The sequence below is a fragment of the Lewinella sp. 4G2 genome, assembly GCF_001625015.1.
In the GTDB taxonomy this organism is placed as follows: domain Bacteria; phylum Bacteroidota; class Bacteroidia; order Chitinophagales; family Saprospiraceae; genus Neolewinella.
Map to the genome: position 1 here is coordinate 300,491 of NZ_LVWJ02000019.1, position 15,522 is coordinate 316,012.

The 15,522-nt window shown below is 53.9% G+C and carries 13 protein-coding genes; 4 read left to right on the top strand and 9 right to left on the bottom strand.

All coding sequences use genetic code 11. The features are described 5' to 3' along the window. Positions 1-165: 165 nt before the first annotated feature. Positions 166-2,286, bottom strand: a complete 2,121-nt coding sequence (locus A3850_RS18250; protein ID WP_068220601.1) for a nitrite reductase — start codon at positions 2,284-2,286, stop codon at positions 166-168. Between the two features lie 307 nt (positions 2,287-2,593). On the opposite strand from A3850_RS18250, the gene A3850_RS18255 reads away from it, so the two are divergent. Continuing rightward, positions 2,594-3,601, top strand: a complete 1,008-nt coding sequence (locus A3850_RS18255) for an endonuclease/exonuclease/phosphatase family protein (RefSeq protein ID WP_068220604.1) — start codon at positions 2,594-2,596, stop codon at positions 3,599-3,601. 135 nt (positions 3,602-3,736) lie between these two features. Here the strand turns inward: A3850_RS18255 and A3850_RS18260 are convergent, their stop codons facing one another. Beyond that, positions 3,737-4,138, bottom strand: coding sequence for a DUF4345 domain-containing protein (locus A3850_RS18260; protein WP_197494109.1), 402 nt, complete (start codon positions 4,136-4,138; stop codon positions 3,737-3,739). Positions 4,139-4,270: 132 nt separating this feature from the next. On the opposite strand from A3850_RS18260, the gene A3850_RS18265 reads away from it, so the two are divergent. Both A3850_RS18265 and A3850_RS18270 read left to right on the top strand, forming a co-directional pair. Next, a complete protein-coding gene (locus A3850_RS18265) occupies positions 4,271-5,044 on the top strand; it encodes an ABC transporter ATP-binding protein (RefSeq protein ID WP_068220607.1) in 774 nt (257 codons plus the stop codon). Further along, entirely contained in the window at positions 5,037-6,719 is a 1,683-nt protein-coding gene (locus tag A3850_RS18270; RefSeq protein WP_068220610.1) for a hypothetical protein, read from the top strand. The genes A3850_RS18265 and A3850_RS18270 overlap by 8 nt, the downstream gene beginning before the upstream one ends. A 679-nt stretch (positions 6,720-7,398) precedes the next feature. Here the strand turns inward: A3850_RS18270 and A3850_RS18275 are convergent. From A3850_RS18275 to A3850_RS18305, 7 genes are all read right to left on the bottom strand, one after another. After that, positions 7,399-8,073, bottom strand: a complete 675-nt coding sequence (locus tag A3850_RS18275; protein WP_068220613.1) for an NAD-dependent epimerase/dehydratase family protein — start codon at positions 8,071-8,073, stop codon at positions 7,399-7,401. A 123-nt stretch (positions 8,074-8,196) separates the two neighbouring features. Continuing rightward, positions 8,197-8,754, bottom strand: a complete 558-nt coding sequence (locus A3850_RS18280) for a PRC-barrel domain-containing protein (RefSeq protein ID WP_068220615.1) — start codon at positions 8,752-8,754, stop codon at positions 8,197-8,199. A 47-nt stretch (positions 8,755-8,801) separates the two neighbouring features. Further along, entirely contained in the window at positions 8,802-9,452 is a 651-nt protein-coding gene (locus A3850_RS18285; RefSeq protein WP_068220620.1) for a hypothetical protein, read from the bottom strand. Between the two features lie 177 nt (positions 9,453-9,629). Next, on the bottom strand, positions 9,630-10,379 hold the full coding sequence (locus A3850_RS18290; RefSeq protein WP_068220623.1) for a YsnF/AvaK domain-containing protein: 750 nt from the start codon (positions 10,377-10,379) through the stop codon (positions 9,630-9,632). 123 nt (positions 10,380-10,502) lie between these two features. Then, positions 10,503-10,892: a DUF2382 domain-containing protein gene (locus A3850_RS18295; protein ID WP_197494110.1), complete on the bottom strand. Its 390-nt coding sequence runs from the start codon at positions 10,890-10,892 to the stop codon at positions 10,503-10,505. A 337-nt stretch (positions 10,893-11,229) separates the two neighbouring features. Continuing rightward, a complete protein-coding gene (locus A3850_RS18300) occupies positions 11,230-11,937 on the bottom strand; it encodes a DUF2490 domain-containing protein (RefSeq protein WP_068221143.1) in 708 nt (235 codons plus the stop codon). A gap of 23 nt (positions 11,938-11,960) precedes the next feature. Further along, the gene (locus A3850_RS18305) at positions 11,961-12,755 is read right to left on the bottom strand and encodes a carbonic anhydrase (RefSeq protein ID WP_082921955.1); all 795 of its coding nucleotides are present in this window, start codon (positions 12,753-12,755) and stop codon (positions 11,961-11,963) included. A 347-nt stretch (positions 12,756-13,102) separates the two neighbouring features. Here A3850_RS18305 and A3850_RS18310 point away from each other — a divergent pair, with 347 nt between their 5' ends. Beyond that, positions 13,103-15,502 (top strand): DUF3536 domain-containing protein, encoded by a 2,400-nt coding sequence (locus A3850_RS18310; RefSeq protein WP_068220630.1) that lies wholly within the window; start codon positions 13,103-13,105, stop codon positions 15,500-15,502. Positions 15,503-15,522 lie beyond the last annotated feature (20 nt).

Sequence of the window (15,522 nt, forward strand, 5' to 3'; positions counted from 1 at the left end):
TGATACGCGATATGCGATATGCGAATCTCGATTCTTGATTTAGCTGCCGCACGTCTTTGTCGCACTGCGTGCTCCGTCAAGCAATTGCGGTAGCGGAGCAAAGCGACTGAAACAGCGGCAGCCAAATCGTATATCAAGAATCGCAAATCGCATATCGCATATCGATCAGGCTTTATAATATTCACCAATCACCTTCTTATCAAGTTGGGATTCGCGTTCCTTGATGGCTTTAGAGACGAAAATACGCGCATCCGCCAAGTAAGCCGTGACGAAAGCCTCAGTGGGCTGCTGTTTTTTGATGCGTAATACGAAGGCTTCGAAAGGCATAGCTTCGGAGAAACGATCACCGAAGTGTTCGGAGAAATCGCGGAGGATACCGATGTGGGTATTACATTTTTTGTCTTCGGCCAGCATGAGGGCTTTGGCGGCCGTGATCATTCCGGAGTAGGCGTGGTAGGCCGCGTCGGGCAGGAGGCCGGCTTTGAGGGCTTCGCCGGAAGCGATGACCTTGTTGCTGGCATCGTCGAGGATGGCGCCGATGACGTCGATGCTGACGCCGGCGCACTCCCCTACTCCGATCTCCTGGACGTATTCGCGGTCCTGGCCCCAATCATAAAATTCTTCCGCCGTGATGGTTTTGGCGTCACCGAGGGGTTTGAGGACGTCGTAGAAGTAACGCTTACCCTGGCGGACGACGTAATCGTTGTAATACTCCCCTTCCGTAGCGTTGGCCTTGTAATCGTTGAAGAGGTCGCGGATGACCTGGGGAATACGGCGCGTCGGCACCTTAATGACCTTTTGGGCGACGAAGCCGCGGCCATCGTCGGTGATGCCACCACCCACGACTACTTGCATGGCGGGGGCAATCTTCTGGCCAACGCGGATGCTGGAACCGTGGAAGCCGATGTTGGCTGCCATGTGCTGGCCACAACCGTTCATGCAGCCGGAGATCTTGATGCGGATGTCGTCCTCCGTCACCATTTCGGGGAACTCGGTGCGGACGAGGTCTTCGAGGATCTCCGCCAGACCCGTAGAGTTAGTTACGCCGAGGGCGCAGGTATCGGTGCCGGGGCAGGCGGTGATGTCGGCCGTCGTGTCGTAGCCGGGGAGGCCAAGGTTAAGGGCGTAGAGACCGTTGAAGAGGTGGGGTAGCGCAGTCGGTGGCACGTAGCGGAGGATCATCCCCTGCTGTACGCTCAGCCGTACGTCGTCGCTTGCAAACTCTTTAATGAGGCCGGCCAGCAAACGCGTCTGCTCCGCGCCCAGGTTGCCAAGGGGGATGCGGATGGCGACGGCCCGGTAGCCTCCCTGCTTTTGTTCGGTGACGTTGGTCTTGAGCCACTCCGCGTACAAATTGGGGTGGAGTGGCTCAGTTGCTTCGAAGTTATCGGACGGGATCGTTCCGAGAGCCGGGGCCCAGGATTCGTCGATCTCTACCGTCTGATTTTCGAGGCTGGCCATTTCTTCGGTGACGAGCTCCAGGAAGGTTTCGAGGCCCATGTCCTTGAGGAGGTACTTCATGCGGGCCTTCATCCGCTTTTCGCGTTCCCCGTAACGGTCAAACACCCGGAGGCCGGCCTCCATGAAGGGGATGATCCGGTTGGCGGGGAGAAATTCGAAAGCGGTGGGGGCGATCATGGAAACGGCGCCCAGCCCTCCGGCTACGACGACCTTAAAGCCCTTCACCCCGTCCTGAATGCGAGGGATGAAGCCGAAATCGTGGAAATAGGTAAAGGCACTATCCTGCTCGCTGCTGGAGAAAGCCGGCTTGATCTTACGGCCCATTTCCTGACAGATGGGATTGCGCAGGAAGTATTCGAAACTGGCCTGTACGTAGGGCGTCACATCGAAAGGTTCGTTGGGGTCGACGCCGGCCATGGGGCTGGCGGTGATGTTTCTGACGGTATTACCACAGGCTTCGCGGGCGGTCATACCGGCCTCGGCGAGTTCCTTCCAGATCTTCGGGCTGTCGTTCAGCTTGACGTAGTGCATCTGCACGTTCTGCCGGGTCGTAATGTGAAGGCGACCATTGGTGTGGCGCTCGGACATATCCGCCAGGGCAATCAATTGGTCGGGGGTTACGTGGCCGAAGGGGATCTTCGTCCGGAACATATGGACGCCCAGTTGGCGCTGCCCGTAGACGCCGCGGGTGAGGCGGTAATGCTTAAAGCGGTCCTCATCTTCCTGGCCTCGTTGATAGGCGTAGATGCGGTCCACGAGTTCCTGGATATCCGCGCGGGCGGGGGCGTCAATGTGTTGTAAGTCGAGATCTTGTGTGGTAGTCATACCCGAAAGTACCCGTTTGCGTGCCTTTCGGTCGAATTGAAGTATGAAAAGAACAACCTATGAACGTTTAATATTTTAGGCCAACTATCTGTAAAGCAGCATTTTACAAAACTACATTTCCGGCATTCGTCCAAACCTTAACATATATTAAAAATCGCCATGCGTTGTTTTCTTTCATTTTAAACTAAGTATTTGATCATACCAATGGTTTTCACCTCCATTTACGGTCGTTAACAACTGATGGCAGAATGGGTTAGAACTGGTGAGCATTAGCGTAAACACTCGTAACTATCCAAACAACGGAACCGTGGAAAAATTTAGAAAAGCCATTTACATTTTGCTGTGCGTGGTTACCGTCATCGTGATGCTGGCCTCCGTGCTTTCAGTATTTCGGGATACACCGAACCGGTACCTGAAAATGCTGGATTTCCCGCGCATTCAATTCTTCATCGCCTCGCTGATCACTTTGCCGTTGTTCATCTGGGATACCCAACGGTGGAAATGGTACGACTATGCCCTCGTAGTGGGCCTGGTTGGTGGGCTCGTTATCCAGGGGCGGTACCTGATCAATTATACGCCACTCGTCAGCCCTACCGTCCCGCAGGCGGATGCGTCGGTCACCACGGCGGACGAAGTGAGTATCCTACTCGCGAACGTGTACCGGGAAAATAAGGAGACGCAACCTTTAATTGATTTAATCGAGGATAAGCAACCCGACTTCGTCGTGGCCATGGAGGTCAACGCCTACTGGGATAAAGGGCTGGCGCCAATTGAACGGGACTACCCCTACGTTGAAAAACGCGTCAACGAGGTTGGCTACGGGATGTCGCTGTACAGCAAATTCCCACTGGAAAATGTCATCGTAAAGGAGCTGAATAATGACAAGGTGCCTTCCTTCGAAGCCCGCGTTCAATTAGATAATGGCCGCGAGATACAATTGCACACCGTCCACCCCGTCCCGCCGAAGTACTTTGAGAAATTACCCGACAATGAGGGCCAGAAAGAAGTAGCTCTCCGCAAGGTTGGTGATGATATAGCCGCTAATTCCCTCCCCAGCATCGTAGCCGGAGATCTGAACGACGTCGTTTGGGGGTTCACCGATGAGCTTATGGAAACGGAGGTAGACCTGCTGGACGACGTCCGCGTTGGCCGTGGGATCTTATCCTCTTTCGACGCGACGTCCTGGATCATGCGGTGGCCGATTGACCACGTCTTCGTCACCAAGGAATTCAGCGTAGTGGAGTTGGAGCGGGGATCGGATATTGGTTCGGACCACTTCCCGATCTACGTTAAGTTGGCCATTCCGGCACAATAGCTAAAGACACATGTTTGGCCATCCGTTCTGATCTAGAAAAGCAACATTACCCGCCCATATATTCAATTGTTAGGATCGACACAGGAATAGGCTTTTATGCTGGGCCATCCTTGCGAGCGTTTGCGAGTGCACTGCTTAACCTTGAGCTGATAGCCTACCATCCGGTTCGGGGTACCACTTCGTAAGGTTGAGGACCGCCCACGCGAAAAGGATCAGTTCTAAAATTAAGCCAACCAGGAATTGTGGCGAGTTACCGTCAAGAACGATACTGATCGTCCGCCCAACGGCTAGACCGCCCATGAAGAGGGCGTTTACGAACGTGGCGTTTCGCCAGTGGTCCGGTTTCCAGACGGCGTATACCCAGTAGCCGCCGATGGCCCAGTACAGCCCCATCACCGCGCGGAAGATGTTTTTCAGATCAATATCCTCTACGGAAAAGCCGAATACTTCCGGCAAGATTCTGGCGGGGGCGGCGCCGTATACCAGACTTACCGACAGTACGATCGCCGCAGAAATAATGAGTTGGGCATTTTTCATGATTATTCCTTCTTCCGGTAAAGCTACCATACCCATCTTCCCCGGCACCCGCGGCAGCGCCAAAAAACCATTACCCGTACTCAACCATATATTGGCTTCACCCGATTAGTAGTTGAACACCCCCGAAACACTATGTCCCAACCCGCCGTCTATATCCGTAACCTCGTGAAGAGTTACGGGAAAAAAGAGGTAATTACCGGCCTCGACCTTGAACTGGATAACGGCCAGATTATTGGCTACATCGGCCCGAATGGCGCCGGAAAATCCACGACCATGCGGATTTTAGCCGGCCTGGATAACGACTTTACCGGCGACGTGCAGGTACTGGGAATCGACGTCAAAAAGGACCCCGTCGGCGTTAAACGCCGCATCGGCTACCTGCCCGAAGCGGGGGATATGTACGACGTGCTGCGGCCCGATGAATTCTACGATCTGGTCGGTAGTTTGCACGGGCTGGAGCAGGAAACCATCCGCCGACGCGCCGCCAAACTGGAGGATTTTCTGCAACTTAAATACACCGATAAACAGCGCATCGATACCTTCAGCAAGGGGATGCGCCAGAAAGTATTGCTGACGAGTACGCTGCTTCACGACCCGGATCTGATCTTCATGGACGAGCCGCTGAACGGCCTCGACGCCAACTCCGTCATCCGGGTAAAGGACCTGCTTGCGAGCCTTGCGGCGGACGGCAAAACCATCTTCTACAGTAGCCACATTATGGACGTCGTGGAACGGATCAGTAACCGGATCGTGCTGCTCAACGACGGCAAGATCGTAGCCAACGGCACCTTTGCGGAGATCAATGAGCAAGTCCGGGGCGGCAATCTGGAGAACCTCTTTGCCAGCCTCACCGGCGGTACGGCCTCCGGCGAAGTCGCTACCTTCAAACTCGGCGACGATGAATAAATTATTCGTTTGGCTCATCGGCCTCTTCGGCCCCCTCTGGGAGCGGGCGGGGGCGGACCCACGGGCCGTAAAACTGATCGTCGCCACCAAACTGAAGGTATCCGACCGGGTACCGAAGGGCATGAATTACGGGGCGCGCAAGAAGAAGCCGAGCAAGTGGATGGAGTTCTTCAGCTACTTCATGATGGCCTTGATCGGCCTTGTGGTGGTCGTGCTCCTCTTTAAGTTTGACCACCAGCCTACCGCTCTCGGCATCGGGTACTCCGTGATCGGTATTTACCTGTGCATGATGCTCGTCCTGGAACTCAGCGACAGCATATTTGATACGCGGGACGTGAGCGTGCTGCTCAGCCGGCCCATCAGCGACTTCACTTTTGCTTTATCGCGCGGCTTATTCGTGTTCGCCTACGCGGCCAAGATGATGCTTTCGATGGCCCTGCCGCCCTTCATCTGTCTGGCCTTTATTGCGCCCCTGCAGTTGCCGATTTTCTTTTTGGCGACTACGGCGATCACGGTGATCAGTACGGTTGGCATCCTCAGTTTTTACCAATTTTTGCTGCGAAAACTGAGCACGGCCACGCTGAAAAAGGTGCTTTCCACGACGCAAATGTTGTTCAGCGGCTTCTTCATTATGATCTACCTCGGGCCACAACTTGCCAGTGGCATTGACGATTCTTACTACGGCATCCGATTGGTCGGGGAGACCGCCGGGTTCATCTTCCCGAGCTTCTGGATCGGGGCCTGGCACGACCTCGGCGCAGGGGCGACGACTCTCAGTTACGTACAAGCGGGCTTGGGTTTAGCAACGGTCATCCTTGCCTCGGTGGTGTACCGCAGCCAGGCGCAGGGTTACGCTGCGGGCTTGCTTAAGCTGGGCAGCTCGGGGTCGGCGGTACAGGAAACCGAACCCGACGGGGATACCCCCGTAAATACGCAGACGGATACGGGCCCACGGAAACCCTCCCTGGGCGACCGGTTGGCGGTCCTTTTTACCCGTCCCGGTATTGAGCGGGCGAGTTACAAGTTTCACTGGGCCATGATGCTACGGGCGCGGTCGTTCAAGAATAAGGTTTACCCTACGCTGCTTTTTGCGCCATTCTTCGTAGTGTTCTTCATGATCCGGGACGGCTTTAGTGGGGGGGACGGTATCTTCGGTAGCAGCCTACTTTTCGGGCTGTACTACATGATGATGACGGTCATCACGCCCCTCGGCCAAGCGCGCATTGCCGAGAAACCTTCCGCCGCCTGGGTGTGGCAGGTGCATCCGTTGCCGAACCGGGGGCCGGTGGCTTACGGGCAGTACATGGCCTCGTTGAGCCAGTTTTACCTGCCCACTTTTTTGATTACCCTTCCGCTCTTTTTGTACCAGGGTGGCCTCGGTTTTTTCCCCGACGTTCTGCTGGCGATGGCGCTTTCCATCGTGGCTGGTGCCCTTTTCCAAATGCTGGAGCGCACCCTCCCCTTTTCCCGCGCGATTGACAATAATCGCATGAGTAATATTGGTGCGGTGATTGCAGTGTTTTTGTTTGCGGGGTTGGCTGGGTTTGGTCATTATTTGTTACGCCAACTTCCTTACGGTATTTGGTTTGGCCTTGTTGGTGCCGTGATCGCCGGATTTATCAGTTTGTATTGGTTGCGGCGGATGAAGGGTTCTTTTGAGGAGGTGGTTGAGTGATTTTTTGCGCTGTCGCAGGTGCAGGGTGTAGGGCAAGTAATATGGGATTTGACGGATTGTGCTGGATTACTCTAATAATTATGATGGATGCCTCGGTGTCCATAACTGTGGCTTTCTGTGTCTTCCCGGCTCCCGACCTCCAGGTCGGGCTGCTATTTATTCGATAAAAACTATTGATATAATTTTTTCCGTTTCCTTTCTGACACTTCTTTTATGCCATTTCCTTTCTATCACTTCTTTTGTGATCACCACGCAGTAGCAGCGAAGCTAAAAGAAGCAAAAGTCTCGTCCTATAACCATGGCTTAACGCGTGTACTCGGCTCCCGATCTCCAGGTCGGGCTTTTTATTTTTGGGCAATTCTAATAATATGATTTTGCTGTTTTCTTTCTGACACTTCTTTTGTGACCAAAAGAAGCAAAAGTCTTGTCCTTTGCAGGTGGCTTAACGCAAAATTTCTTCGGATTAGCTAAACGCTGCAAACTCGCTTAACGACTTATTTTCAAGCACCGATTTGCGATTGCATCAAATTTGGTTCCATACAGAATTTGTATCAACTCGAACAGTGCAGCGTTCTTAACGCTAATCCGAAGAAATTTTACTACCACCTGCAAGGGACGGATAAAACCTACGCATCAAAGTATCCCGTCCAAAATCTAAAATCTATCTTCTAAAGTCCTTCTACCCTCCCCCCAAAGTCTTAATCTCCTTCGCACTCAGTACCGAACCTTGCACCTGCGTCCGCGCCGCGTTGATCATAGCTTTGCCTACCTGGGCGCTGGTGGATACGCTTTTGAATTTATTGAATAAACCGTAAAGGGGTTTGGTGACGGTGAGCAAGGCATTGACCCACTTACTTTTGGATTTGATGCCTTCACCGGGAATGACCATACCGATGCGGAAGGCGTAGGCTGCCGCGAAGCCACGGTTGAGGATGTAGTTCTCAGTTTTTCCCTTGACGCGGGCCCACATGAGTCGGCCGGATTCAGTGCCATCCGTGCCTGCACCCGAGACGTAGATGAATACCGAGCGGTAGTTGGCGGCGTAGATGGCGTCGGCCAGGCTCTGGGTGACGGTGTAGGTGAGGCGGGTGTAGTCGGCTTCGTTCATGCCCGCTGAAGAGACGCCCATGCAGTGAAAACAGGCACCGGGCTGGAAGGCAGTGAGTTGGTCGATGGCCGTGGAGAAATCGGTAAAATCCTCATGGATCAGTTCCCGCAGCTTGGGGTGGGTAATATCACCGGGCCGGCGGGCGATGGAGAGCACCTGGTCGACCGCCTTGTTCTCCAGGCATTCGAGCAGAACACCTTTACCGATCATACCGGAGGCACCAGTGAGGACGACGTTGAGGGGCATACACTACAGTTGGATGGGCGGCAAAAGTACATTAATTGAGACTACTTGGTAGGATCCACGCTAAATGTAAAAATCCCCGCCAGACTGAAGTCTGGAGGGGATTTTAATGTTTGCTTTTTCAGCTTACTGGCCTACGAAGAACTTCGACATGTAGAAGTTATTATCGTGGCGATCGCGGCGGCGGTAGTCGGGGCTGTCAAACATCGACCGGTTATAGGACGATCCAAATTCATGGAAGTCGGACAGGTAGTTGGTGGTATCAATTTCGAAACTGGTTGTGTAACCGTTGGTACGGTTAAAACGGGGGTAGTCCACGAAGTGATCCAGACCAAGACCAAGAATAGTCACTGTCTTATCAGCGTTGATCTTCACTAAGCCAATCGGAATGAGGACATTGCGATCTTCATTGGTGTAAGTGCCGAGGGTGTGGCGGTTGATGATATCATCTTCCACTTCAATCTCAACGTAGCGCACCTGGCGGGCGGGTACATCCGCTAAGAGACCTTCCACTTCACCGATCTTTTCGCCGGTTGACAGGCGGACATCGAATCCACGGATATCCGTGTCATCGTGGTGAACCTGGTAGTCGCTCAGGTTATCAACAAACTTGAGATTTACATTCTTTGTGGTGTACTTCTCAGTTGGGGTGACGGTGGAGGTTGTTTTTACTATGGTACTCATTTTATCTTAATTTACTGGTTATGGAAATGGCATGAAAATGTCGGTCATTACATTTTCATCATCAATTTGTTGGCTGCCTTGAGGAAACCGCGCACATCTTCTTTCTGGTTGAGCGTGAGTGTCGCACCATCAATCGCCTGAGCTTCCTCGCGGATGGTCTCAATGTGCGCAGAATTCATGTTGTTGAAAGCAGTTGCGTCAATGCGCTCTAGTGATTCCGTAATATTGATGGCCGCCATGCGGATCTTTTCGGCGTGGTTGGTGGCGTACGGATCGACGGTGATTTCATCGGCTAGCTGCTTGGCGCGTTCCGTATTGTCGGTCAGATTAACGTCGTAAGCATCGGCGATGGCTTCAGTTGCTTCCGCCAAATACGTGATGGCGTTATGGCTAAACTCGTGGTCGAGCCCCATTTCACCTTCCATTTCAGTGGTGTAGGTGATGAATTTCGTTACAGCGGGTTGGTAGAGCGTAGCATCTACGTCATTGTCCAGGTATGTCCCGTCAGGTTGGCCCGTAATTTCGGTCGCCATCTCTGCGAGCGGAGCCTCTACTTCCTCGGTATCGAGGAGGGCACCGTCATTGTCCTCATCATCTAAAAAGGCAAAACCGGCCCAGGCTACGAGGCCTAGGAGGAGTAACCCGAGAAGGATGGGAATAAAATTGGTCTTTTTTTCTTCGATTCTAATATTTGCCATAATTGTGGTCTTTTAATGTTGGTTAATGAATGGAAAGCCAAATACTGGATTCCAATAGTTATTACTTGCAGTTACGTGCTGGGGTTGGATTCAGCTCGGGGCCCGCCTAATTATATAGCCGGGCCCCAATGCTAAATTCGATGCTGAGTCATAGGATTAACCTAATCACCTCAGCTTTTACTTAGTGGCATTGTACTCTTTGACAATCTCACCTGCCGTTTCAACTACGTCTACCTCCGTTTCGCGGATGGTTTCGTTAATTGTCTCGGTCCGGGTAGTTACCTCCTTACCTACGGCGATCTCCTCGACGACGCGGGCCTCTTTGGCGACCACGGCTTCCTCTGCCGTTTCGGTCATCGTAATGGTGCCGGTGGCATCAGCGAAATCTGCTGCTGTTGCGACTCTATTCACAGGAGTGCGGGTTACGTACACATTTTCGGCACGCAGGCGCAGTTCTTCAACCACTGGCTTCTCGATGATCCGTGAACGGACGGTAGTGGCACCGGTCTGTACTTCACGCTTACCGACGGCGATGTTCTCCTGGATGACCTTAATGGTATCATCGTTGAGGTCTTTGCCCTCGTAGCCGGCGTAGGCAGTGCGGCGTTCGTCGAAGTCAATGGCTCCATACTGGTCGAGGATTGCGGCGGCTTTCTTGGCGTCCTCCATGGTGTCCGTATATACAGTCACTACGGTACCGCGGCGAGCAACTTCTGCGTATCCTTTAGCGGTTTCCTCGTCAGTGTCGAAAAGGTTACCGAAGAAAGCGTAGACGCTGTCAGTAGCGCTGGCGTAGCGGTCGTCGTAACGGCCGCTTTCCCCGAAAGTTTGGGTATCAACGTTGGTGAAGGTGGCGGTTTGAAGGGCGGTTTGCGCTTCTTTGGCTTGGGCGGCGGTGTCAAATACACCAATAACGGTCTGATTCATAATGCTTGAATTATTTGGTTAAAAAAATTGATAGTTTACGACTCATTTTACCGAGACCGTAATGAAATATTCTTCGCCTCCAATCGTGAGATTGGGGTATTAATTATAATATCTACTGGTGAGTTAGACTGGCTTTCGTTCTACCGTTACCTGGTCCTCCCGCAGCTCAACGGATACCGATTCAGTAGTTGAAATTTCTTCTTCAATAAGATGAATTTCTTCTACTAAAACGAGGCGTTTGACGATCACTTCTTCCTCCCGCACAACGGGAATGATGAGGCGATTACCTTCTCTCCTCGTAGAAGGCGCTTCCTGAATAATTATATTCCTAGGAATCCGTTCCTCCCGGTACTGAATGGATTTGCTCGTCAAGGGCACTTCGACTTCCCGGTAGTTGATTTTCCGGTCCACCGTCACGGTGCCTGTTTTAACAACTACGCTACCGACTTTCAACTCCTCTTTAATTACGGGAACAATTTGTTCACCTAAATTAAATTGTTGTTTGTCAGTCATTATGCGTTGCTTCGTCCAATAGTCTAAGCGCAAGCTGGCTGCGATTTGTTCGCATTTAGGTTGCATTAACTAATAGACTTTCAGCCAACAAGGTAGACACGCATAATGGTGATTGTTAGCTTATTCGACGTAAGTGAGATTTGAGTAACGGTGAACGCTGGCAAATACCATCCTTTCTATCTCACGCTCCGCGGAGAAAATAATTTAGGTATATCCGCGCAAACTATCGCGTGCACCAGCGTGCTGCATTTAGAACCGGCACCATAAAAAAACGCAGCGCCCGGGAAGATCTCCCAAACACTGCGTTCATTCCGTGAAGAGCGATCGTCAATCCGCCCTAAAAACTGTGGTGTAGACTTAATTGCGTCTGCCCTTTCTGCCAGTTGACAGTGGTTTGCTGCATCCAACCCGCCTGCACTCTCAGGTTATCCCTCAGGCCGTAACCGAGGCCGAGGTAGGTACGGTTACGGTCGAAGTACTGGACCGTCCGGCCGTCGCCAATATTGGTCTGCCCGTTGATAAAGAGTTCATTGTACAGGGCGACGTAGACGGTTTTCCTAGCAAATTCATCCGCGTTCAGTAGGATGTTTACGAACAGGTTGTAACGGTAGCGCGTCCGAAAATCCTGGTCATCTACGAAACGTTGCTCGTAACGGAAACGGTGCGTTAATCGGATGCGGTTACTTAGACGATGTGGCAACAGGGCCTCCTGGTAAATCCGGCTCTCGCCCGTCGTTGCATCCCCGTCGCCGAATTCGCCGGTAGTGATGTTGGCGTATCCCAGGGTCAGTAAAACGTTGGCATTCTCTGGCCGGTACGTGAGGCCACCCCGCAAAAGGAGTTGTTCAAGGTCGCCGCCGGCGTCCCAGGCGCGGTACTGCAAATCACCCTGGAGGCCGAAGCGGCTTTCCTCGCTGAATGATTTATTGAAAAAGTACATGTACCAACTGCCGAGTTGGTCTTCGTCCGGCCCACTCTGCGCTAGGGTAGCGTGGCTACTCAGGGCGCAGAGCAGGAGAAGGACGGCGGTGCGGAAATGAAGCATATTCATACTTGGTGGATAGCCGCTTACTTACCGCCCGCGTTGTTACGAAGGTTGGGATCGACGAAGCCGGGCAAACTCGTGATGGTTTCCTCGATGAACTCGATCTCACCAGTAGTAAGGTGGTAGACAGCCCCGACGATGAGGACCTCACCCGCCTCAAAACGATTGGCGAAGACGGGCTCGAGGGCACGCAGCTCCTCCACCTGCTCGACGACGTTACGGAAAACGGCCGTATTCAACTGCTCTTCTTCCGTACCGCCCTTTTTCTTAGCGTAAAGGCTGGCCGGCTTGATGGCGTTGATGAGCGTCACGACGTGGCCGGGCGGGTTCGGCGGTAGTTTCATGGCCGCGCCGACGGCTCCACAGGATTCGTGGCCCAGCACGACGATCAGGCGGGTGTCGAGCACCTCAGTGGCATATTCGATCGTACCGTAGCTGGCTTCCGCCATAACCTGGCCGGCCGTGCGGGTGATGAAGAGGTCTCCGACACCCTGGTCGAAAATGATCTCGTTCGGTACCCGGCTATCGGCACAGCCAATGATGGTAGCGAAGGGCTTCTGACCGAGTTCGTTGTTCTTCAGGTCGGCATCCGTCTGCCGGGGTTTGATGGACTTGTTCTCGGCGAAGCGGCGGTTGCCGTAGATCAGTTTTCTCAACGCGTAGTAGGGGTCGAGATTGGCACTGTCGCGGTCGGCGAAGTACTGGCCGTCTTCCAAACCGAGGAGTTCGGAAACTTTGGCGGACTGCTGTGCGGCAAGGGTAATCGTTCCGAAACACAGCAGGGAGAAAAGCGCGAAGCGCAAGAGTATGGGGGTCATAAGGAACTTGTTTTAGTCCGTGATTGAATGTGCCAGTAGTACCTGATTTTCTTATTGTATGTGCGGTTCGGAAGATCGGTATGACGCAAATCTGACCATAGATGTTTCCACATCGGTTGTCGTGGCAACAATCTTGAAAATGTTCTTCGCTGCGTCCTAATAATTGCCTAACGTGAGCCACAATCCTGCTAGTGAGCCCTCGGCAGTTGAAGTTGTTGGACGCATCCAATAAACTGGTTGCCAGCCATTGTTCACCATTAATGCGCTGCCGCGGGTGCCGTAGTTAAGGATAAATGAGCCGGGTGACTTACGGGGTATTGAAATGCGCCTCCGTATCTTCGGTACCTATGTCTGTAAGCCCCAAGAAATTCATCACCATCCACGGCCACTTCTACCAGCCCCCGCGCGAGAACGCCTGGTTGGAAACCATTGAAGTCCAGGAATCCGCAGCGCCCTACCACGATTGGAACGAGCGGATCAACGAGGAATGTTACGCCCCCAACGCCACGGCACGCGTACTGACGGACAACCAACTTATCGGGGAGATTCGCAACAACTACGCGGGCATTTCCTGGAACCTCGGCCCCACCCTCCTATCCTGGCTGGCCGAACACGATGCCGCTACCTACCAGCGGGTGATCGCTGCGGATAAAGAAAGCCAGTCCCGCTTCGGTGGCCACGGCAACGCCATCGCCCAGTCCTACAACCACATCATCATGCCCCTGGCCAACGCCCGGGATAAGCAGACGCAGATTCGCTGGGGCATCGCCGACTTCCAGCACCGGTTCGGGCGCCTCCCCGAAGCGATGTGGCTCTCCGAAACGGCGGCCGATACGGATACCCTCGAAGCTCTCGTGGACAACGGCATCCACTTCACCATCCTCGCGCCGCGGCAGTGTAAGAGTGTCAAGCACGAGAATGAGGAGCACTGGCACGATGTCCACGGCGGCGTGGATAGCCGGCGGGCCTACCGCTGCCCGCTGCCCTCAGGCCGGTCGATCAATATCTTCTTCTACGATGGCGACGTCAGCAAGGGCGTCGCTTTCGAAGGCTTATTAGAAGACGGCAAACGGCTGGCTAATCGCCTCATGAATACGCTCGATGCCAACGACGAAATTCAGATCGCCCAGATTGCTACCGACGGGGAAAGCTACGGCCACCACCACGCGAAAGGAGAGATGGCCCTGGCTGCCTGCCTCGCCCACGTGGAGGAGAACCCCGACTTCCAACTGACCAACTACGGCCACTTCCTGGAACTGCACCCGCCGACCTGGGAAGCGCAGATTTACGATAATTCTTCCTGGTCCTGCGTCCACGGCGTGGAAAGGTGGCGGAGCGACTGTGGCTGCTCCACAGGCGGCGGCCCCGGTTGGCACCAACGCTGGCGGCAACCACTACGGGAATCCCTTGACTTCGTGCGCGAAAAACTCATCAAGGTATTCGAGAAGGAAGGTGGCAAATACTTCACCGACGTCTGGGTCGCCCGCGACGCTTACATCGCACTGGTCCTGAACCGGGACGAAGCTGCAGCGGAAGCCTTTCTCACCAAACACGGCAAAAAGAAAGAGACCAGCCGCGAAGACCGCGTCACCATGCTCCGCCTGCTGGAGATGCAACGCCACGCGATGCTCATGTACACCAGTTGCGCCTGGTTCTTCAATGAGGTAACGGGCATTGAAACCCTGCAGGTACTCCAATACGCTAACCGCGCACTGCACCTTTGCCTGGTGATTACTGGCGACGACTACCACCCCGAGTTCGCCGCTTTATTGGATAATATCCCTTCCAACGTGCGGGAAAACGCCGGCGTCGCTTACCGGGAGGCCATTGTACCCGCCCGCGTCGGTCTTCACCGCGTGGGGATGCACTTCGCAGCGAGTAGCCTATTCGAAGAGGACATGGACAACCTGGAGCTCTTCAACTACCGCTCTGAAACCCACTTCCTGCGGCGGGCCCGCGCCGGCTCCTACAACCTAGCGCTGGGGCGGATGACCATCACCAGCCGCATCACCCAGAGTTCGACGACCTTCACCTTTGCCGTCCTCTATCTCGGCCAACAGACGATGATTGGTAGTTTGCGGGACGATATTAAGGAGGCCGACTTCATGGCCATTGCGCCGGTCATGGAACGGGAGTTCCGGGTCGGCCACGTCGGTGAGGTCATTACCATGATGAGCGCCAATTTTGGTTCCGAGACCTTCTCCATTTGGAACCTCTTCAAGGATGAGAAGCAGCGCATCCTGATGATGATGACCGATAAGACCATGCGCCTGGCGGCCAAGAACTTCAACGACATCTACTACGACAATTATCAGTTGATGGGCACCCTCCGGGCCAACAATATGCCCCTGCCGGACGCCTACAAAGCCGCCATCCGCTACACCCTCCACCGCCGCCTCGCCGAAACTTTGCGCGACGAAGACCCCATCGACCAGGAAAGAATGGGCCGAATCGTCGCCGACTTCAGCCACTGGCAACACGAATGGCGCGAGGATGCACTAAAGCTCCAAAAGGCCGCCGAAGAAAAAACAAAACTTCTCGTCACCGAAGCCTTCGCCGACCCAGCCCAGTGGAGTGATCTCGTCTTCCTCCTCACCTCGCTGAGCCAGCTGCAATTGAACCCCAATTACTACCGGGCGCAGACGCTGTTCGTGGAGGGGTGGTCGTCAGATTATGCTGCTTCTCTTTCTGAGGCGCACCGGGAAGCGGGGTTGGCGGTGGCGGAGGCGTTGGAGTTGGTGGTGTGAGACGCGCTCTCCTGACAATT